This window comes from Acidithrix sp. C25, from assembly GCF_904848545.2.
On the sequence record NZ_CAJHCI020000007.1, the window covers coordinates 833,217 to 853,289 of the forward strand.

A 20,073-nucleotide genomic window follows, 5' to 3' on the forward strand; every position below is an offset into this window, starting at 1 on the left:
AGCACCTTTAGTTCAAATACCAGTTTCAGCGTTATTTATCTTGGACACCCCGGTCCAGGTAAAGTTTGAGTTACCTAGCCCGGGGCTTTTGTTCCAAATATCTCTAATGGTATTTTCGAAGATCTAGCTGATCGAAATCCTAGGAGTTACTTTTATATTGTTTTCCTCGTGGCCAGAGAATTACTGAACCAACTATTGCCAATAGTGCTGCCAGGTACCAATAGACCAGGGTTCCCATGGTTTGCCCGTGTGGGTTGAGGGTACGACTACTTGTGAAGCTGATTTTGGCACAGTAGTTGCCGGATTGGCCGTCGAAGGTGCTGTCACCGGTACCAGTGTTGTCGGAGGCGTCGTGGTCGAGGAAGAAAAGCTAGGCACAGTCACCGGCGTTGTAGTTGGCGGAGCCGTCGTGGTCGTGGTCGAAAGGCTAGGCGCGGTTACCGGCGTTGTAGTTGGCGGAGCCGTCGTGGTCGTGGTCGAAAGGCTAGGCGCGGTTACCGGCGTTGTAGTTGGCGGAGCCGTCGTGGTCGTGGTCGAAAGGCTAGGCGCGGTTACCGGCGTTGTAGTTGGCGGAGCCGTCGTGGTCGTGGTGGTAGCGGGCGAGGAGACCGTTACCGTGTCACTCCATTGTACTGGATTGGCGTCTTCTGATTCCGCTGTGGCGGTGTTGGTAAAGCTTCCAGTCGCGTTTGCTTTTACTCCTACGGTTATGGGTGGAAGTGTCGTGCCCGGGGCAATCGGCGATGCCGGGGTGTATGAACAGCTGAATGAGTTTTGCGGATGATTAATTTGACAATTCCAATTTGGCGTTGCTCCGCTAGGGCCGCTAACGGTGTCGAGGCTAAATTGTGATGGTACGGGGTCAGTTACAGTTATTGTTTTCGATTCGGATCTGTTTTGAATATTTCCAATTTGAGTCGGCAAACCGACAGTTACGGTAAAGTTGAAGTTGCTATCTATCGTCGTGCTTCCGCCGGTGGTAGTGAAGCTTGAGGTACTAGCTATTCCGCCAACGCTATCAGTCTTTTTGATGGAAAGTGTTGGTCCTCCAAAATAGTAGATTGGGTTACCGTTGGCGTAAAGCGCAAAGTCGTCGGCTCCTTCACTTACTCCTGTTGGAGTTTTGTACCAAGTTGGAGTGAGGGTTTTTACGCTAGATGTCCCTGTTACTGAACTTGACAATGCGTTTATGTTGAAATAGCCAAAACTCACATTGGAATATGGGACCCCATTTACGTTGCCAGAGGCAATCCATAGATTGCCTGAATGTGGATCATAAGTCATTGATTCAATTTCGTTGTTAGGACTACCTCCTATCTGATAGTCGTACCCAGTTATGCTTCCGGTGGTTGCAATTGGGATATAACCGACTTGTTTGTTGAATTCACGCACGAACCATAGCTCGGAACTACTTCCGTTGGTGGTGACCCCTTGAAAGTCTCCGAATCCTCCTCCGTTTGAGGGTACGCTATAGACGACATTTGGGGTATTTGGGTTTGATGCAGTGTTATTTGCAGGGGAAAGAGTGCTGAGTAAATAGGAATAGATGTGGTGCGATGCGCCGCCGATATAGGCGTATTTACCGTAGATGCCCATCGCTGACCCAATTGTTTCGGTGGGGTCCAAAATAAATGCAGTAGCAGCCAGAGAGGTGGTTGTCGTGCTGTTTGCATTCTTGATTTCCCATAGAACGTTATAATAAGTGCGCGTAGTGGCAGGGTTCAGAACTAGGGAAGGTTGCGTTAGATAGACGTTGGTTCCATCTGTTGCAATCGAATATGAGGACTGGCCACTTAGGGCTTTGCCCGTTGAACTATTTACTACGCAATTTAATTTCGGAGTGGTGTATTGAAGTGATCCAGCGCTAGTAAAAGTTAATCCGCTTAGTGAGAGCTCAACGACTGTGCAATTGCTTGATCCTTGGTTTATGAAATATAGACGATCAGAACTTCCAGCAACAGGTACTACTACGCCATCGTAGAGTTGATCGGCGGTATGGATATAGCCTATTGCAGAATCCGAGATACCGGAGAATTCAATTAAATACCCACTCGTTGTTGATACCCAGTAGTTGCCATCGGAGGTTTTGAGGGTTTGCTCAAAGTGAGTGCTAGAAGATACAACTTGACTTGTGATGAGATTCGAAAGGTTGAAGGCAATAGGCGTGTATTTCGTGTTCGATGCGGGATCTGCGGAGGCTGTATTTGTGCTGGAGAAAACGGTAGCTAGGCTCGCGGCACCTATCATCGTAAGTGACGAGCCTAGCAAGGCGGCTTTTCTTAGAGAAGTTTTCACAGGGTTTCTACTATTCTTTTCGATTAGGGCGGTCACGATCTCATCTCTGTTGACCGACTGATGATCAATTTTCTTTTATCCGTAGCTTCGGGTCTTTTTGGCTCGGGTGCTCAAGATCTTTAACGTTGGAAGATTTGTTACTTTTTGATGATCGAATCTAAGACCTGCCCACATGGCTGTTGATCTCTGGAAGCTCCATTGATGTATATTCCGGAATAATTCCTTGATGTGTGCGATTCGGCTAGACATTTCTATCCCTGGCGGCGGGTTCGATGGTGTGTCTTTTGTTACGTCGGGCGATGTGTCCTCGAAGCAGCTCATTTCTTTTTGACTCGAAGGTGCAAATTGTCTTTGAAGATTTAGGTCAGGTTTATCTTCAATATCTCTTTTTTCGGCGGATTTTGAGCCTGGGTTAAACATATCAGTAAATATTTTGAAATTTCAATCATTCCAATGTTAGCAATCCTTTGACATTGTCAATTACACCTCGGCGTCATTACTAAAGTTCATTGGTAATACTTTTGTGTGGGTTTTAGCCATACTGGGCGATACGAGAAGTGGATTCTGGTGAGTTTTGATTGGATAAATATCTTTTTGCATCGATCCGCCGTGATCTAGCTCGTAAAAAGGTCTTAGTTGGATAATCTTAGTCATAAATGGCAAATTTAGAATTATTAAAGATTACGTAAGCTAGCTGTAGTCAATGTATGATTTATCTTTTAAATAATTTTTCAGGTTCTGCTGATTCTAGAAAATATAAATTGTCGTTAAATTTTCTGTCTAAATCAATGAATTTCTGACTAAGTTGAACCATTTAGCAACCTTAAAGATTATTTTTTCAAGTATCTGACATTGTCGTAGAGCACATTAGCCATCGTGACTTGGACCTATTGAAGGGAGATCCCTATTGAAGGCAGAATCACATGTAGGTCTCTATGTCAATATTTTCGTAGACGTTTATAGCAATCGGGGAGATTGATGGCAAGATTACTCCAGTTTTGCTAGAAATATGATTTAAGATTGGCTATTTTGTTTCAAAACCATCTCCGGTTAGGTTGGTGTTTACTTCGCGTTGAGACCATAGGTGGCGTTCGATGGATCTATTAGATTTTTATCGAGTTAGCTTATCGTAGAGGCCTATCTGGCCAATACGGGAAGTTGATTAGTTGTCTACCAAGTACTTATTTGTTACTTTATGATTTTTGTTACTTTATGAATTTTTTCAAAAGGAATGCTTTGGTTGTTTAATACAAATCATTATTGCTTTTCACTTAGGTAAAGTGGGTTGTTGATAAAAGTGTACTGAGGCTTTCCCGCGGCTTTTTGGACATGGCAATCAAAGGCGCGTTCGTCCATGGCATTGTTGGGAACCATGTATAAAACATGAAACCTAAGGAAGCTTTGCTTGGCTCTCCTAGTCATTATGTGGTTCGAGGAAAAGAGAAAGCTAGGGCTAAGGGTGGCTTGGTTTGGGCTGTGGCATCATGGGTGGATAGGGCTTCAATTGCGCTCCAAGGCCGGAGTGAGTTCGTTATTCGGGCGATCTTAGCTGGCTGGTTGGCATCAAAGAGGCTCGGCACTTAGGTCTTTGACTTTCTCGCGAGCTCTTTGACGATAATTGCCTTCTCCTTGGAATTTTCCAGTTCTCCTGGGGAGCACCTCGATGGTACTGCGGGTATCGGTCATGGTTGGTTGTGCTTGTGAATTTCAGGGATCGGTTGTCTTTGTGTGGGCATCCATCTCGATAAATTGACCTTGGTGGATAACTTAATCTTTTTGCTCGTTCGAGATAGGCATGGATAAGTAGGGGTCATAATTGGTTAGAAGCACAACATTGTCTTTTGTTGCGATTTCTCTACCTGATGCGCTATTTCGATCGTTTGAGAGGTTTCGCCAGATGAGTCTCCAACAGATAATGATGCTCTGTTGAATAACGTTCTATCAGCTAATTCCAAGATGGTCAAGGTGGCCATTAAATAATGGTCTTGGTTCGCAGGTCTTGTGATCATGAATCCTGGGTGAATCCCTGGTTAAATCTTTAAGCTCCGATGATCTATCAAAAGCGCAAACGAGAGCAATAGTTCAAGGTAGCTTCTTTTTTGAGAGTGGTCGAATTAGGCTCGGTGGCTAGTTTTGGCGGCGCCGTCGAAAGATGTCTCCATGATGTTAAATGGAGATATTCTCTTTGGCGTTGTGAAAGGTTTGCTTGCTGATTGGCAATGGCCTATCTCTATTTCGTCATTACTGGCACACGCCAGACCAGATGTTATTTTTTTGCGTGCTCTAAAAATTGGCTACTCCAACCCAAAACAGAGCGATCTTGCGATAACTTTTTCTAAAGCTGGGTTAGTCGATATCAAATAAGACGATTCTTGAGCAAGTGGCTCATCGGGGTAAAGGGTTAACTAGATTTTTACGATTTCGTGCCATTTGTCCGCCAAGGTATGATCGCCGATTAGCTCTAGATTCTCGTAGGCGAATCGATTCCATAGCCACCCATAAAGCGCGCTTGCGGTACCGCGTAGCGCAAGATCACACTTTTGGTGCAATTGCTTTGCTTCTATGGTCGTAGTGCCAAAGAGGAAGACCCATTCGGTATCTGAGACATCATTTGCATGGATATGGATGGAAAATGGCTCGGAACTCCCTTCGTACTTGGCATTTAATCGGCCCAGAAATACATTAACAAATTCCGCGATTCCGTCACTGGCAAATTTTGGATTGAAATATTTATTGACATCTTGGACTAAATTCAATGCGAGTGCAATGTCGAGAGAGTGTACCGCTACTTCGTGGGCCGTACGACGCTTTAACCAAGCGCTATTTTGATTTGATCCCGTCCAATTCCAGGCAGGTGTTTGATCGCTCGTGGTTTTCAACGTTGCAATAAGACGATTCGAAGTCTCGGTGTATTGCTCAAGATGGTCGATGGTTCCCGTCGCACTTTCGCCAGCTTTGGGTTCTTCGGTCTTTCCAATGCGATTTATTGCCCTCTCTAAGACTAACGAAAGGTGTTCGAGTAGGTCGCTTACACGCCACGACCCAAGGTGAGCCAAGGCCAAGTCGAGATTGGAGGGGGCCTGTTCGCTAATCTGGGCAGCGTATTTCTCTAATTCATCTATCAATTCAGATGTTTCTATTGCCATTTCGATCCTTAGTATGAGTCAGAAGGTGTTCCGCGGGTAGAAATTGATAAAAAACAATGGAAAGGTCCTTCCAAACGAGCACCTTCGCCAGTTGACTGAATTCCTAGAAGAAGCTCCGATGAAGATGAATGCATTGTCTTTTAATTTATCTATTTTATGAGCTGCTCTAGTCTTATCGTAGCTTTAATATTTATAATATCTAGGAGTGAGTAGATTGTGATGGCGAATTTTACGATCCGCTACCGAATGAGACCGGGGGGTCGCCGCTCAAAGGTGAATCGATCGATCCCAGGTTGTTTTGGGCGGTGTTTGGGCCCTGATTGGCGATTGGAAGTTCTACTCCAATGGTAATGCCTTTTCCAATTCCGCCAGAGGTTATCCAAACCTTTCCATTGTGCGATTCGGTAATCGATTGAACGAGGGAAAGACCTAGTCCTGCTCCACCTTGGGATCGCGTTCGAGATGGGTCAGCTCGGTAGAAACGCTCAAATACGTGGTCAAGTTGCTCTTTTGAGAGACCTGGTCCCCAATCCCTCACTGATAGCTGACAGATTGGAGCCCCCTGTTCATCTGCTGTCACCCCTAGGGTAATTTCAGCCTGGGTATTTTCTGTCGTATGTGTTCTTAGGTTCGACATAATGTTCGAGACGACTTGGGTGAGCCTTGGCTGGTCTCCGATTACATGTATATCCGGCGCGATAGATGCATTAAGTGGTCTGTTGGGCTCCACTACGTGGGCATCGGCCACTACAGCTGCGACTATTTGAGAAAAGTTTACGTCGAGTTTTTGCAGGGCTCGAGCTTGGTCCAACCGAGCAAGAAGTAAAAGGTCTTCGACCAATCCCGCCATCCTAACCGATTCAGTTGTGATACGTTCGGCGGCGGAGTATATATCTTCGGGTTTAGAGATCAAGCCGGTTTCGATTAGCTCTGCATAACCTCTGATTGAGGTAAGCGGCGTCCGTAATTCGTGAGATGCATCAGCAACGAATCGCTTTAGACGCCCTTCGGAGGCTTCGCGTTTTTCAATCTCGGCTTGAATCGTTCCCAACATGTAATTAAGGGCGTCCGCCAGTTTTTCAACTTCTGCATCTCGTGATTCTGCTTCGATTCGTCGCGAGAAATCGCCCTTTGAGATTTGATCAGCAGTCTCGGTCATTCGATCAAGAGGTGCCAGACCAATCCCAATTAGATAGAATCCAAGTGCGATCAGAATTACCAGTAAGGTCAGCGACACGAGCGTTGTGACTATGGCTAGACGTGATAGGGTCGCATGTAGACCAGTCTCTGGAATAGCTAAGATGACTGTAACATTTCCAACTGAGGTAGTAATGGCTAACGCGCGATATTGAATTTGGCTACCGTTGGAAGCTGTAACGGTCGTTGGGTGATTCACTTTAATTGCCTGTGAGCCGCTTAGTTGGATCTTGGGTGGCGAACCTTGGAGAGTTCCGGGTTGAACGAATGCAACGCTAAAAACTATTCTACCGCCCGAAGCTATTTCTCCCCAAGACCCATCGGGTACCATGGCTGGTATAGAACCGTTGCCAGGTCTTCCCTGAAATGATTCGAAAAGTGCTTGCGCCGTGGATCCAATTGTAGTTTGGAGCTGCTGGTCTAATTTTTGGTAGAGAAAAGATTGCAAGGCTGTATACGTTGCGAGATCAGCTATCCCAAGTCCAAAGGCCACCAGTAGTGCCACTGTTATTAGAAGCTTAGCTTTTAGTGTTGATTTCGGTTTTTTATTTCGAGCGTCTGCTTGGCTTTGTTGAGTTGCTTCAATTCTTCGCCTTAGGATTTCCTTTACTGCAACCAATCCAATGTCTTTCATCTCGAAATTGGCACTTCATTTTGGTTGAATGAAGTGCCTAAATTTTGTATTTGGATCTCTCATTGAGCGTCATAGCTATTGGGCATTCGCATTGAGTATCCAGCTCCTCGAACGGTTCGAATGAGCGAAGGTTCGCTATCTGAGTCGATCTTTCTTCGCAGATAGGAGATGTAGGTCTCCACGATGTTAGCGTCCCCACCGAAGTCGTAATGCCAGACGTGATCGAGGATCTGTGATTTAGATACGACCCGTCGGGCATTTTCCATCAGATATTGAAGTAGATTGAACTCGGTTGAGGTGAGCTCGACCTGTTGTCCTTTTCTAAATACTTCATGCGTTTCTAGATCGAGGATGAGATCCGCGAAGACCAACCTCGTCGAAATCTCATTATCTTTCTTAGTGCGTCTGATGATTGCATCGACTCGGGCAGCTAGTTCTTCAAGCGAAAATGGCTTTGTTACGTAGTCATCGCCGCCGATTTTGAGGCCTGAGACCTTGTCCTCAGTCGTATCTTTGGCTGTTAGAAAGATTATCGGCGTATCGATCTTTTCCATTCGCAAGCGTCTTGCCACTTCGAAGCCGTCTAACTCTGGCATCATTACGTCAAGCAAAATAATATCTGGAGAGAATGAGCGAACTTTTTCAAGTCCCTCTCTGGCACCCGATGCCTTTTCTACTTTGTATCCTTGGAAACCAAGGGCTAGTGAGACCAGATCGGTTATGGAGCTTTCGTCATCGATAACTAGAACTCTAGGGGCTGTGGTTGGTTCGCTCAATTTTGGCTCTCTGCTCGTTGAAACCTTGGGAATGAGATTCGTCACTTTGATCCTATCGGCTTTTTATTGTGCGTCATGACGACTAGGCGGTCGGGGCTGCTGCCAAGGTCACCGTCGCAGAATTGGTGCCTTGTGCGTTGACCCATTTGACAGTCAGAGATTGCCCAGGCTTGTGTGAATGTATCGCTGTGACAAGGCTCGATGCACTGGTAATGGCCTTCGAATTGACGTTGGTGATTACGGATCCTGGGGTAATTCCAGCTTGATTTGCTGGTGCTCCTGCTGTGACCTGGTCGACTAGAGCGCCATTTAGGGATGTTGGTAGACCGAGTTGGCTAGCGATGGAAGGAGTCAGTGTTTCCACAGCTACACCGAGGTATGCCGTTTGTCCAGTGACAGGGGTAGTTGTAGTAAATGTGTTCGGGTGAGCTTCGATCTTGGCGACGATTGGAAGTACAGAGTCTATTGATTCGGCAAATCCTAGATTTTGAGCAGGTTCGGTACCGGTTCCTGTCAAGATTTCGGTATTCATTCCAATTACTTGCCCGGATGCATTTACCAACGGTCCGCCTGAGTTGCCAGGATTGATCGGTGCATCGGTTTGGATGAGACCGCTAAGGGTGCTAGTTGACGACTGTAGCGTTCGATTAAGGCCAGAGACGATTCCCTGGGTCACAGTCGGCATTCCTTGAAGTGCCAGTGCATTACCAATAGCGACAACGCTGTCTCCAACTTGAAGGGCTGATGACTTTCCAAATGTTACAGTAGGCAGATTGGATGCGCCTTGAATTTGAAGTACAGCTACATCGTGGGCCGTATCTCGGCCTATGACGGTAGCGTTGTATGATTTGGATTGACCAAGTAAAGTCACGCGAATTGTACTTGCATTCGCGACAACGTGTGCATTTGTTAGCACCTTACCATTGGGTGTCATTATCATTCCTGTACCGGCAGCCGAGAAGCTGCTAGAGCCTCCGAAGAAGCCATTGGATTGAACGCCGGTGGTAGAGATGTCCACTATCGCAGGTTCAACCTTCGCGAGGATAGCTTGGATACTCATCGCTCCATTGGCCGACGTAATTGCGGCAGCAGCCTGAGCTGTTGTGGTTGCATTTGTTTGGACTGCAGAGGGAACGGTTGTGCTTGTGGTGGTGGAGCTAGCTAGCTTGTAGCCGCCATATCCACCAACTGCGCTGACCACTAGGGCTGTTAGTGCGACGCCAGCAAAGAGGCGACCATTTCCTCTTCTTCGCCTTTGCGTTCTCTGTTTTTGCGCTATGGGTGCTGCAGTGTAGAGGTTTTGCCCATTGAAGCTGGTACCTGCTGACGTATCTGTCGGTTCGTTTAGATATCCCGGGTTTGTGAACTTCGGTGCCTGCTCCTGGGAAGGTTGATCGCCTTGGGATTCAAATGAGGTTGTTGGCTCAAAATCTTCGAAACTCTGGCTCGTAATGATTGCTTCTTCTGAAGTTGGTTTTGGTCCACTTTCTGCCAGTGAGCTGAGCGCTTCGTCGAATGGATCAATATCGGAACTCTTGTCGTTTGGGGTGTCACCTTGGGGGGTAAAGTTTTCTTCCATTGCGTATCCCTCGTTTTTGTCTCGTCTTGTCATCGTTTGGGTTTTGAAAAAACCTTATGAGACCACTATCGAGGTTGAACCTTTGAGGATTCTGAAATATCGCTAAAGGATCGCGTATAATTGCCGATAATAAATATGCGACCCAATGAGAGTCTAAAAGGGGCCCCACTCTCTCCCTCTAAAGGGTCGACAGATATTAGTTGTAGTGCTTTTTGTGATGATTTCCCCCATCACTATTTTTTTTAATCCGTTAAATCATTTGGGAAAGTTGGGCCCTCCTAACTTAGATGTGGATCAAGCAACCCGCTCGTAGGGGAGCCTTGGGGCAATTGGTCCCCATTAAAGCATTACCAAAGCAAGTTTCGATTTTGCCATAGGAAGACCATGGGTTCTAACATCGTGTTTTCAAGGCGGCCCAATATCTTGGTAATTTTCTTAGTTGAGTTTTTGTCGGGATTTCATCTTGGTGACGTAATCAGTCATCTGTTTTTTTAAATGGATAATCCATGGGGCATCTTCGTGAACGAATTGAGTTTCCGATATTTTTGTTATTGAGTCTCTCCATATTGGCCATCTTTGATTTCGCCCATTTGAACTGGATATTCGATCGATTTAGGAGCCATTTAGGTTGGTCGTTTTGAGGTCGTATTCATAGTTAAATGAGCATGTAATTTTTCATTGTTCGTCAAAAGTGTTGAGCTTGGACTAGTCTTTGCCAAAAGGGTTCGACGCTGGAAGAAGGAAATGTCGGATGGGGATGCGTCAAGAGTGTAAAAACTATCAGAGCCGTACATATGATACGGGCGATGTTGCGAGGTATTGCGTTTTGGGCCTTGCCCCAGAGGCACCATGGAAGTGTCCAGATAATTGTCCGAAATATGAGCGAAGACTTGCAGATGTTGGTTGGCAACATGGAAAATTGGTTTCGCCGCCTGTGGTTCCTATCGATATCCCGCAAGACGAAGAGCGCGATATCGAGGAGCTCTTAAATCGTGCTGAAGATGTTGTCAATTCCGCAGTCTTTGACACGATGAACGAATTAAAAGAATCGAAGAAACGGCGAGGCCTTTTCCGACGCAAAGATCGCGACTAGGTAAGGTAGCTTATTCGGCGATAAAAGCTCGTCTTTTGTCGTACTGGATGTGTTGTACGCGATGGGCGAACCAAGCCCAATCTGAGGTCTAGCACGTCGCGTTCCATTTCGCTCAATTTATGGATACCTTGGAAATGGCGGTTCGACAAGGTGCTAAATCACCTTATTGAGCGAGAATCCAATAAGGTGATTTAGATCTTTTATTTGGCTGTGGTGTCCGCCTCTTACTACGTTGGGTCTTTGTGGCCCATCTGCCTTGCCAGCTACCTTACTACTCTCCGGTAAAGTTAGGGGGTCGCTTTTCTATGAAGGAGCCAATGGCTTCGTTTAGGTCATTTGAGCGCAGGAAGGCTGAGTTCCAAAGGCCAACCCTGTCAAGGTCTTCAGATAGGTGGTGACCATAAACTGAATTGAGAATATTTTTTGTGCCAGCTGTGGCGAGCGGCGAGTTGGCAGCGATTTTTTTAGCAACCTCAAAGGCTGCTTCAATTACTTCTTCTTTTGTCGGGAGTATCCTATTGATCAAGTTTATCTCTAGGGCTCGGTCGGCTCCAAAGTCCTCAGCCGTTAGTGCGAGCTCATAAAGGTGGCCTCGTGGAATTATCGAGGGAAGCCTTTGCAGAGATCCCAGGTCGGCAACGATAGCGATCTTGGCTTCCCTTATGGAAAAGATTGCATCCGCAGATGCGATTCGGATATCACATGCAGCAATCAAATCGACACCGCCACCGATACAATATCCGCTGATCGCGGCGATTACAGGAATCGAAGTATTTTCTAAGACTGAAAAAGAGTCCTGCAGAGCTTTGACTCTTTCGTACATGATCGAAGCCGATTTAGCTACTGATCCACCAGGTGAATGGAGTATCGACTCTTTTAGATCTAGGCCGACTGTAAAGTCATTTCCACTTGAACTAATTACGATGGCTCTGACTTGGCCATCTTTAACTAACTCTTTGATGGCTAGAGGGAATTCTTCGAAGAATGCAGGATTCATTGCATTTCTTCGCTCTTGACGTGAGAGGATTACGTGACCAATGTGGCCATTGATTTTGTATTCGATACATTGGTTACTAGACATTTCATAATGCTAACATCAACAAATTGTCGGTTTTTTCGATTATCTAGATTTGCCCTACATTGTGGCTCTTGGCCGGGTTAGATCCATTAATTCGGTCTGGAAGGATTGGCTTGCAAATGGGCTGAAGTCGCCGATATTCCTTTGCAAATTTGAAGAACTAGGTTTGACAATCCGTTTGTAGGCGAATTCCAATTGGGATTCTACTATCGTGATAGGAGAAATTATTTTTGAAATTGCGATCGAGGTGACCGTGTCGAGCGAAATTGGCAGCGTCCAAGCATTCGAACTTGAAAACCAGACTGTTTTAGGAGGGGATGGCTCTTGGCTAACCTCTCTTCGGGAGGACGCCCGGAAAAAGGCGATCGAAATTGGCTTTCCAGCTCCCAGCGAGGAGATTTGGCGTTATTCGAGAGTTGAGGATTTGACTTCACTCTCGTTAAGAGTTGGCCTTTCAAAGCCAATAATCAAGCTATTCGATGGAGTTCCACCGCTATTAGATGGCCTAAAAGCATCTCTCGTGGCATCTTCTTCACTGTATCTAGAAGTTGCTCCAGGTTCTTTGGACATCTATGACCGGGCTAAAAACTCTGAGGTTCTCAGTGTCTCTCATATCTCTGATATAACAAAACCTCATTGGGACGAGTATCTATTGATGGACGACTTTTTTTCTGCATACTCCTTGGCGTACTCGCAAGATCATTACGTCATATCGATTGCCGACAATGCGAAGATTGATGAACCGATAGTCATAAGCTACAGGGTGCCTGGTGAGGATGTGGCGTTTTTGCCACGCGTTGTCGTGGTTTTGGGAGATGGATCCCAAGCAAATGTCATTGAGTTCATATCTTCGGAGCCTTCTGTCTCCTTCGTAGGGGCAAACTTTCTTAGTTGCTTAGGGGCAGGCTCCAACCTCTATCACTATCAGATTCAAGACCTTTCTAAAGATGGTTATATCGTTGCCAACTGCTCGGCACGCATTAGCGATCATGCCAAGCTTGAATTTGGCGTTTTTAGCTTTGGCGGTAGCTACGCTCGTGTTCGCGCGGAGAGCCACTTGGATGGAGCCGATGCCAAGGCCTACCTGAAGGCTGCTTATTTTGCAAGCGGTAGCCAGATGCTAGACTTTCGCACTCTCCAGGATCATCATGCTCCAAATACCTTTTCGGAGTTGCTCTTCAAAGGGGCAGTTTCGGAGAATTCGCACTCGGTATACTCTGGTTTAGTCCGCATTGAAGAGGGCGCCTCGCGTTCCGATGCCTTTCAGACAAATCGAAACCTCGTGCTTTCTGAAGGCGCGCGCGCTGATTCGGTGCCAAATTTGGATATCAGAGAGAACAATGTTCGATGTTCGCATGCGTCAGCAGTAGGACCGATCGATCCAGAGATGGTCTTTTATTTGGAATCTCGCGGAATTGACCCAGAACGTGCCAAGCGGATTATCGTTAAGGGGTTTTTCAACGAGATTATGGAGGGGATCGCTTCGTCAGAGGCGGTTGAGGTAATCAATGAATTGGTTGATATCAAATTGAGGGAGACCTTGTAATGCACGATAGTATCGCTCTTGGAACGGTTGAAGAGTTCGAGGTCGGAAAGGCGCGAAGCGTCGAGGTCGGTGGTCATCGAATAGCAATTGTCAGAATAGGCGATGATTTTTATGCCATTGGAGACAAATGCAGCCACGCAGATTATGCATTGAGCGAAGGTGAAGTCTATTCGCAAGAGAAGGAACTGGAGTGCTGGAAGCACGGAAGTACTTTCTCTCTTGTCACAGGCAAGCCCACTACGCTACCTGCAACGCGTGCTGTGCCCGTCTATGACGTTCACGTAGAAGATGGAAAGTTATGGGTGACAATCAAATGACGATAGCTGCCAAGACCTCAGTAGATTCGGTCATGCGCCTTGTGGATCTTCATATTGAGATAGACCACAAAGAGATAGTCAAGGGCGTTGATTTGACTATAAAGGCCGGCGAAGTCCACGCGATAATGGGCCCTAATGGCTCAGGCAAGACGACGCTTGCATCTACCATCATGGGAAAGAATCCATATGTGGTGACCTCTGGCGGGATTTTTTTGAATGATTTGGAACTTACTAATCTTCCGACCTACCAAAGGGCCCGGGCTGGGTTGTTCATGATTGCCCAGTACCCTCCCGAACTGGTGGGCGTGAGCTTTGATGACCTTGCCCGTGAGCTGAATTTGGACGAAGCTAGGTTGGCTGCTAAAGACTTAAGTAAAGAGGCAGTTGCAATTGGTCTTTCGCCAGAGCTTCTTTCGCGAAGTGTAAACGTTGGATTTTCTGGTGGCGAGAAAAAGCGGGCCGAGACCTTTCAGCTGGCTACCTTCGGCGCGAAGATTGCGATCTTGGACGAGCTCGATTCCGGTCTAGATATTGATGCTCTGCGTGACGTCTCTCGCCGTATCGCTTTGATGGTTAAGGAAGAGGGGCTAGGTGTACTTGTCATCACTCATTACTCCCGCCTTCTGCGTGAGCTCGAGCCTGACTTTGTGCACGTCTTTGAAGATGGACACATAAATCGTAGCGGTGGTCCGGAGTTGGCTTTCGAGCTTGAACGAACAGGTTATGGTCCAAAAAAGAGGTGAAATTCCTCTTTGTGGCTGATAAATCCTTCCCTGCGGCAATAATTTCATCAGATTTTAATTTTTTTTAGAGGTTTCTACCTTTAGTGATTTGTGACTTAAGTCACTGGTGTGTATACTGGTTCTCAGTGAAGCGCAAGGAAATTCACAGGCCGTGCGAAAGCAACTTGGGGGAGTTTGGTCAGTGTAGTGGGGATTTCCAGGCGCTTGCTTTTTCTGGATGGGGGAAGTCAAGGAGGCGCATAGCGCCTCCTTCTTCGTTTAATCTTCTATATCTGTATCGTCTTTGTTGGTCGCTTCTGAAATCATTTCTTTTTGCTTTGGACGAAATCTATCCAGGGCGACTGGCTGTCCTCAGAATTTTGATCCCCAAGGGCCATGGCCCTTGGTCAGGGATGTCAGCAGCTAGAGGTATCTCTCTTCGCCATAATTAGCCCGATTTCACTCGGCCTTTGCAACTGGACTCTAGATAAAATGGCAAGTATTTTCGCTTGGGGTTCTAGCGGTAAGATTTTAGGTATTAGATACAGCAGGTAACACATAGGGCACGTGTTTCTAATGATGGGGCAAAGTAGGCGCTTTGGACCAATGCAGTTACCACTTGCCATATTTGAAGGCTCGCTAGAGTTCGAGGTGATTACAGCCTGAACAAATGAAGTTGATTTGAGCACCTCAAGCGTGTGGCTTTTGAAATTGCCTAGTTGGTTATCGTCTAAATTGCGTTATCTTTGGTGGATCATCTTCAACCTATGATCGAGAGCGCTTGGGTCGGACACGATTCAACCGCTTCGATCAATGTTTCGCGAAGTTCTTCGTCTGGTGTATCGTTTAGAACGTAGAGATATCCGTCTTCTCTAACTTCAAAGATTGTTGGCGCAATTCGCATGCAAATTGCATTTGACTGACACTTTTCAAAGTCGACTTCTACTTTCATTGAAAGCTCCTTGGTTGATGTGATCTAAAACCAAAGGTTAGCCTATTTTTCAAAGTGAGAATAGACCTTTGCCGATTTAGAAATTTGACTCTTTGTTAGCTTTCATGAAGATTACTTATAATGTCGGTGGGTTCTTGATAATCTTGGTGCCAGATTTTAGGTTAGGTGAGTGATATGCGGCTGCTGGTTGTTGAGGACGAGGTAAGGCTCGCCGAGGCGTTACGACGTGGCTTGCAGGCTGAGGGTTTCGCAGTCGATATAGCAAATAGTGGAACTGAAGGTTTGCGACTAGCCAAGGAGAGCCCATATGATGTGATCCTTCTTGACATTATGTTGCCCGGGATCAATGGATTTAAGCTATGTGCAATGCTTCGTGAATCTGAGATTTGGTGCCCGATAATGATGCTAACTGCAAAGGATGGAGAACTCGATGAGGCCGAGGCATTAGATACCGGCGCTGACGACTTTTTATCGAAGCCATTTTCTTTTACAGTATTGTTAGCTCGGATTCGGGCCCTGCTGCGGCGGTCATCGCCTTCTCGGCCAGCCCAGTTGAGCGTCGATGATTTGATTCTTGACCCAGCGAGCCATGGAGTGAGCCGTGGTTTGGTGGAGATTGAACTGACATCTCGAGAATTTTCTTTACTCGAGCTTTTGCTTCGGCGAAAAGGCGAGGTGTTGACCAAATCTGAAATCATAGAGCACGTTTGGGACTATGACTTCGAAGGTGACTCAAACATCGTTGAGGTCTATGTCGGATATCTGCGCAAGAAGATCGATGCACCATTTGGAACAAAGACAATTCGAACTATTCGAGGAGCTGGTTATGTCATATCATAATTTGCCTGCTTGGCGCACTTCGATTGGCCTGTTTGTTTGTGTGTTTCGTCTTTGTCGGTGATTTGCGTTCTGGCTTTAAATCACAGTTTACATTCAGGGAGGTTTGCGCTTAAAAGTAGCCCAATGATCCCTGGGCGTTATATCCAGGACAGGTCTCAGGCGTCATCTCACCTAAAGTTCAGCCGATCTTCATCCGTTAGCATCTGTATGGATTCTGTTGCTTATCGTCGCTGGAGCTTTTAGTCAACGCTTTTTTACCGCGGATACGGTTTGCGCTGTGGCTTGATTTAGAGACCTGGAGCTTTGTCTTTGGTGCAGGTCTGACTTTCTGAGCGTGTTGGCGCTTTCTGGATGTTGACTATATTTTTTGTTTTAGATCTTACGTGCCAATGTGTTTTTTTGGTTTAGAGTTGGTTGATTCCGTAGCTGGGATCCATCTCTTTTTTGGGGAGGTCGTAGCTCGGTGGCTCTAGGTTGATTTGTTTTGAAAAGTCATCTAGACGTGTGTGAAAAAGTGGTGTCAAGCTGGCAATGGATCGAAAGATACAAAACGAAGTTAAGGCTAAGACTCGATCCTTTTATAGGTCCGTACGTGCACGGACAACGTTTGCGGCAGTTCTAGTAGTCTCTCTGGCCCTTTTTTTGGCTGGAGTTGTATTACTTCGTAATACGTTAGATGCCTTCGATCAGGCGGCAATGAACTTAGCTCGCACGGAGCTCGGTACTGTATCTATTATGCTCCACAGCAGGGATATTCTTAATCCATTGCCGGCTCCTCGGGGAGATTTGGGAGTTCAAATCATTGATTCCCAGGGACGCGTAGTAGCATCAACTGGAAATTTTAGCGGATTGGGTCCAATCACTAAGATTCCGCCGGCTCAAGGTGCCGTCAACTTGACCTATACGCCTCCATCTTCGAATCTTCATCGCCGTTTTGTTCGTGATTCAAACGGAGTTATAGTAGGTGCTGCAGTTCCGGTTTCAAGCGAGGGACTCAGTATTGTGAAGTTCTCATCGGGAGCTACTCCGGATATAGGACTTCCAGAGCGATCGGAGACTCCAGTTCTTACTACAAAAAAGGAGATAGGTCCTGCCGCTGGGAATCAAAAGCTTGCTAGCGCTAAGGTCTATGTCTTTGTCTGGGCTTCGTTAGCCTCGCGAGAACAGTCAATTAATGCTATTGAGACGTCGCTCTTTGTTGTCTTTCCACTTTTGGTGATACTGGTTGGATTGATCGTTTGGTTTGTTACAGGACTAGCTCTTTCTCCGGTTGAGAAGATCAGAAGTGAAGTTAGCGATATCTCCGGTTCCAATCTGCATCGGCGAGTCTTTGTTCCACAAACAAAAGATGAGATAGCGGCCCTTGCTTTTACGATGAATGCAATGCTCGATCGAATTGAGGTCTCGACTGAGCGTCAACGTCAGTTCGTCTCTGACGCATCTCATGAGCTGAGAAGTCCCATATCGTCGATTCGGGCCGAACTTGAGGTGGCGCTTTTGCATCCAGAAGCCACCGATATACCTCAGTCCTTGAATGCAGCGCTGGATGAAGCTCAGAGAATGCAGCGGATTGTGGCAGATTTGTTGACCTTGGCCAAGCTCGACGAAAAGGTGATTCGACCATCCCTAGAGTCGGTAGATCTAGATGAGATTATCTCCGCAGAGGCGCGACGGGTTCGAATCCACAATCAGAAGATCGTGGATGCCACTAGGGTGAGCGCGGCGCGAGTTAGGGCAGATAGGGATCAAATAATACGTGTCATCCGGAATTTACTCGAAAACGCTGCTCGCCATTCGAGATCTACGATTTCGATTGGTCTAAGAACTATTGATTACCATGGAGAGGCTAGCGTTGAGTTACGCATCGGAGACGATGGGCCGGGCATAGCACCTGAGATGAGAGAGAAAGTCTTCGAGAGGTTTCACAGGGTTGATGAAGATCGCGCGCGAATTAGTGGCGGGTCAGGGCTAGGTCTGTCGATCGTCGCTGCGTTGGTTGAACTTCATCAGGGTACAATTGAAGTATCGGCTGAACCTGCTGAATTAGGGGGAGCGGAGTTTATACTGCATCTTCCTATAGATCCAGACTTTGCTGACCTTGATGTTGAGTCAATTCAGCAAATTCATACGTAGACCATTTATGTTGTAGTAGGTAGTTTTTGCCCTGTGGCTTTTATTGAATCAGCTACAGTCGGTATGAAGATTTTCAGCTAATAGAAATTAGCGAGAAGTGGAATAATGCAAAGAACCTATAGCCGTAGACGTTTTCGACCAAGATATTTTAGAATTTCAATAGTCTTAGTTGGGGCAATTCTCATATCCACCGTAGCGTGGTCTTATGGAACAGCCCTTACTGCCCCTGGTAGTAGTAGCTTGGGGGTAAAGACAGTTGAGTGGATTCGTGGTCACGGTGGAGCTTCGATTGTTCGCTATGCAGAGAACTTCTGGTATAGCCACAACAAGCCACCAGTAGGTGGCAAACCACCAGCCGGGGCGATTGCCAAGGTGACGAAGTCTACGACTACAACTATAGCTAAGGGTCCTGCCCATCTGCCCCCACCTAAATCTTTGGTTCCATTCGTATCTCCGTCTATAGCTGGAGAAGGCGTTTGGCAGCCTCAGGGTAGATTGATCGGCGGGGTGGCTGGTCTTTACACCACGACCATTCGTCCTTCTACGGTCTATACATCCCTAGTGGCTGGAGTGGCATGGATGGATCCGAATTTGCTCTCGTTTACCCTTTTTGCAGGGGCGGCAGAGCCAGGTCATGGACCATGGACCTACATGGCCCCATTTTCCACGACAGAAGAGCAAAGCTTGGTCGCTGCCTTCAACGCGGGCTTTAGAATGCAGGATGCCAAGGGCGGCTGGTATTCTGAGGGTCGTCAGGTCTATCCGTTAGTAAATGGCGCAGCGTCTTTTGTAATCTATAAAAATGGTACTGCCAATGTCGTGCAGTGGGGTAGAGATCAGACGCTAACTTCAGATGTGGCGTCTGTGCGACAGAATCTATCATTGATTGTCGATAATGGGAAAGTTAATCCTGCGGTCTACTCCAATAACTTTCTCATTTGGGGGGCAACTGTTGGGAATGCTGTTTTGGTTTGGCGGTCTGGAGTCGGTGTGACGGCTAACGGAGCGATAATCTATGCAGCAGGAGCGGGTCTTAGTACTGCCAACTTGGCGAACATTCTCATTAGGGCAGGGGCCGTTCGCGCTATGGAGATGGATATCAACTCCACTTGGACCAACTTCTTCTATTTCAATCCATCGACAAATAACGGTCTAGCGTTACCTAGTAATGGATCCCGTCTGGTCTACAATATGCTGCGGCCGCCTGCTCGCTACTTTGAAGGTACCGCTCGAGACTTTATTGCCGCCTTTGCTCGGCCTACGGATGCAAATGGGCATGTAATTCCTCAGACATCGTCATCTACAACCTCAAGCGTGCCAGCTGGTTGAAATTATACCGAGCGAGATAGCTACGTTGGTTGCAATGTAGCTATTTTAGCTCCAGCCTTTCGGCTTTAGCGTGGTTTTACTCGTGAACTATCTGGGTTCTAGTCACGGCTTCGAACCCTCCCTGCCTTTACGGACGTGGCTTCTGGCCCCTATCGTTTGGTTGAGGTTGCCTCACATGCCGTCCATCACGCCACCACGAACATCTGGTCGGGTATCGAGGAATTGATACTGGTAGGTGAGGTTGCTAGTTATTGGCTTGCGCTGGTCTGAGATAAATCAGACAGGGCCCGGTTCGGGGTGCTACTTTGGGCTCTGGCCTTGCGACCGTGAACCTGGGGTGTATGCCTTACGTTGATCTAGCGACCAACGTTTGACGGATTGGAGATGTGCCGACTCGGACTTTTATTTCCGGGCCAATTGGGGTGTATCTGTTGCC

The 20,073-nt window shown here is 46.8% G+C and carries 15 protein-coding genes; 8 read left to right on the forward strand and 7 right to left on the reverse strand.

Features of this window, described 5'->3' with window-relative positions; all coding sequences use genetic code 11:
• Positions 1–192 precede the first annotated feature (192 nt).
• The gene (locus tag ACIDITHRIX25_RS85105) at positions 193–2,295 is read right to left on the reverse strand and encodes a hypothetical protein (protein WP_201732116.1); all 2,103 of its coding nucleotides are present in this window, start codon (positions 2,293–2,295) and stop codon (positions 193–195) included.
• A gap of 2,160 nt (positions 2,296–4,455) precedes the next feature.
• Here ACIDITHRIX25_RS85105 and ACIDITHRIX25_RS85110 point away from each other — a divergent pair.
• Positions 4,456–4,659, forward strand: a complete 204-nt coding sequence (locus tag ACIDITHRIX25_RS85110; RefSeq protein ID WP_052605075.1) for a hypothetical protein — start codon at positions 4,456–4,458, stop codon at positions 4,657–4,659.
• Positions 4,660–4,700: 41 nt separating this feature from the next.
• Here the strand turns inward: ACIDITHRIX25_RS85110 and ACIDITHRIX25_RS85115 are convergent, their stop codons facing one another.
• The 4 genes from ACIDITHRIX25_RS85115 to ACIDITHRIX25_RS85130 all read right to left on the reverse strand — a co-directional run bounded on the left by ACIDITHRIX25_RS85115 (position 4,701) and on the right by ACIDITHRIX25_RS85130 (position 9,627).
• Positions 4,701–5,441: a maleylpyruvate isomerase N-terminal domain-containing protein gene (locus ACIDITHRIX25_RS85115; RefSeq protein ID WP_201732117.1), complete on the reverse strand. Its 741-nt coding sequence runs from the start codon at positions 5,439–5,441 to the stop codon at positions 4,701–4,703.
• Between the two features lie 229 nt (positions 5,442–5,670).
• On the reverse strand, positions 5,671–7,272 hold the full coding sequence (locus tag ACIDITHRIX25_RS85120; RefSeq protein ID WP_201732118.1) for a sensor histidine kinase: 1,602 nt from the start codon (positions 7,270–7,272) through the stop codon (positions 5,671–5,673).
• A gap of 59 nt (positions 7,273–7,331) precedes the next feature.
• Positions 7,332–8,048, reverse strand: coding sequence for a response regulator transcription factor (locus ACIDITHRIX25_RS85125; protein ID WP_052605103.1), 717 nt, complete (start codon positions 8,046–8,048; stop codon positions 7,332–7,334).
• An 82-nt stretch (positions 8,049–8,130) separates the two neighbouring features.
• A complete protein-coding gene (locus tag ACIDITHRIX25_RS85130) occupies positions 8,131–9,627 on the reverse strand; it encodes a S1C family serine protease (RefSeq protein WP_160291752.1) in 1,497 nt (498 codons plus the stop codon).
• 757 nt (positions 9,628–10,384) lie between these two features.
• Between ACIDITHRIX25_RS85130 and ACIDITHRIX25_RS85135 the strand changes: the two genes are divergently transcribed.
• Positions 10,385–10,720 carry a hypothetical protein gene (locus tag ACIDITHRIX25_RS85135; protein WP_201732119.1) on the forward strand — a complete coding sequence of 112 codons (336 nt, stop codon included), beginning with the start codon at positions 10,385–10,387 and terminating at the stop codon, positions 10,718–10,720.
• Between the two features lie 271 nt (positions 10,721–10,991).
• Here ACIDITHRIX25_RS85135 and ACIDITHRIX25_RS85140 read toward each other — a convergent pair whose 3' ends face one another.
• On the reverse strand, positions 10,992–11,801 hold the full coding sequence (locus ACIDITHRIX25_RS85140; RefSeq protein WP_052605070.1) for an enoyl-CoA hydratase-related protein: 810 nt from the start codon (positions 11,799–11,801) through the stop codon (positions 10,992–10,994).
• A 208-nt stretch (positions 11,802–12,009) separates the two neighbouring features.
• Here ACIDITHRIX25_RS85140 and sufD point away from each other — a divergent pair, with 208 nt between their 5' ends.
• The 3 genes from sufD to sufC are packed head-to-tail and all read left to right on the forward strand — an operon-like array spanning position 12,010 to position 14,404.
• Complete coding sequence (gene sufD / locus ACIDITHRIX25_RS85145) at positions 12,010–13,344, forward strand: Fe-S cluster assembly protein SufD (RefSeq protein ID WP_201732120.1); 1,335 nt, start codon at positions 12,010–12,012, stop codon at positions 13,342–13,344.
• Positions 13,344–13,661 carry a non-heme iron oxygenase ferredoxin subunit gene (locus ACIDITHRIX25_RS85150; RefSeq protein WP_052605068.1) on the forward strand — a complete coding sequence of 106 codons (318 nt, stop codon included), beginning with the start codon at positions 13,344–13,346 and terminating at the stop codon, positions 13,659–13,661. The genes sufD and ACIDITHRIX25_RS85150 overlap by 1 nt, the downstream gene beginning before the upstream one ends.
• Positions 13,643–14,404, forward strand: a complete 762-nt coding sequence (sufC, locus tag ACIDITHRIX25_RS85155) for a Fe-S cluster assembly ATPase SufC (RefSeq protein WP_235347673.1) — start codon at positions 13,643–13,645, stop codon at positions 14,402–14,404. Before ACIDITHRIX25_RS85150 ends, sufC begins: the two co-directional genes overlap by 19 nt.
• Before the next feature lie 739 nt (positions 14,405–15,143).
• Here the strand turns inward: sufC and ACIDITHRIX25_RS85160 are convergent.
• Positions 15,144–15,335 carry a ferredoxin gene (locus ACIDITHRIX25_RS85160; protein ID WP_052605067.1) on the reverse strand — a complete coding sequence of 64 codons (192 nt, stop codon included), beginning with the start codon at positions 15,333–15,335 and terminating at the stop codon, positions 15,144–15,146.
• Between the two features lie 174 nt (positions 15,336–15,509).
• Between ACIDITHRIX25_RS85160 and ACIDITHRIX25_RS85165 the strand changes: the two genes are divergently transcribed.
• The 3 genes from ACIDITHRIX25_RS85165 to ACIDITHRIX25_RS85175 all read left to right on the forward strand — a co-directional run bounded on the left by ACIDITHRIX25_RS85165 (position 15,510) and on the right by ACIDITHRIX25_RS85175 (position 19,637).
• Positions 15,510–16,175 carry a response regulator transcription factor gene (locus ACIDITHRIX25_RS85165; RefSeq protein ID WP_052605066.1) on the forward strand — a complete coding sequence of 222 codons (666 nt, stop codon included), beginning with the start codon at positions 15,510–15,512 and terminating at the stop codon, positions 16,173–16,175.
• Positions 16,176–16,706: 531 nt separating this feature from the next.
• A complete protein-coding gene (locus ACIDITHRIX25_RS85170) occupies positions 16,707–18,308 on the forward strand; it encodes a sensor histidine kinase (protein ID WP_201732121.1) in 1,602 nt (533 codons plus the stop codon).
• Between the two features lie 105 nt (positions 18,309–18,413).
• The gene (locus ACIDITHRIX25_RS85175) at positions 18,414–19,637 is read left to right on the forward strand and encodes a phosphodiester glycosidase family protein (RefSeq protein WP_052605064.1); all 1,224 of its coding nucleotides are present in this window, start codon (positions 18,414–18,416) and stop codon (positions 19,635–19,637) included.
• Positions 19,638–20,073 lie beyond the last annotated feature (436 nt).